Source organism: Paralimibaculum aggregatum (assembly GCF_030270585.1).
Classification (GTDB): domain Bacteria; phylum Pseudomonadota; class Alphaproteobacteria; order Rhodobacterales; family Rhodobacteraceae; genus Thermohalobaculum; species Thermohalobaculum aggregatum.
In genome coordinates this window covers 1-842 of the sequence record NZ_BSYI01000123.1, presented here as the reverse complement: position 1 = coordinate 842, position 842 = coordinate 1, and the positions used below count along the sequence as shown (strand labels likewise).

General features: G+C 67.0%; 1 pseudogene. It reads right to left on the bottom strand.

The annotated features are described in order from the left end of the window. Positions 1–787: pseudogene (locus tag QSJ97_RS24585) on the bottom strand (transposase); the annotation flags it as partial. Positions 788–842 lie beyond the last annotated feature (55 nt).

Below are 842 nucleotides of genomic sequence, written 5' to 3'. Positions count from 1 at the left end.
TTCCAGCAGGTGAACTCGAAGCCATCCGAGCACCACCGCAGGTTCGAGCGCATGACAACGACCTTGCCATCGTGCGTTCGGCCCGGGCGGTCGCCAGAATGCCGCTCAAGCAGCAACCCGTGCATCTTCATCAGCCGGTAGACGCGCTTGTGGTTGGCGGGAGGCGTTCCGGCCGCCACCAACTCCCGGTTCAGCATGGCCGTGATCCGCCGATAGCCGTAGGTCGGGCGGACACCGATCAGGCGTCGCACCCGCTCCAGCACCGCCCCGTCTTGCGCTTTATGATAGCGCCGCCGTTTGCCTTGGTGGGGCTCAGCGCTGCCCTTCAGCCGCTCGACCAGGTTCGACCGCGCGACGCCGAGCGTGTCGGCCACCGCCTTCACCGCGAACCGTCCGTCAGCGGCGACCGCGCGAGCAAGCTCGGTTTTTTTGCCCGTGCCTTGCCGAGCGCCTCCTTCAGGATCTCGACCTCGAGGGTCTTGCGGCCGAGCTGGCGCTCCAGCTCCCGAACCCGTTCCTCGAGCTTGCGGACCTCCGCGTTGCCCGTCACCCCGTCGTCTGCTTGAACCGCCACCGCACCGCCCTCCGTCATCAGACGGCGCCAACGATACAACAGGTTCGGCGCCACGCCATTGCGCCGCGCCACAGCCGAAATGGTGGCGCCGGGCTGCAGGGTCTCCTCGACGATGCGCAGCTTCTCCTCGATCGGCCAGTGGCGCCGCCGTCCGGCGCCGGTGATCACCTCAACGGTTGGATAGTCATCCGACATAAGCCTGTGCCTGGGGATATCCCCAAGCCTCCCTGCTCAGGCCGGGTGTCCGGTCGAAATGGGGGCCAGTTCA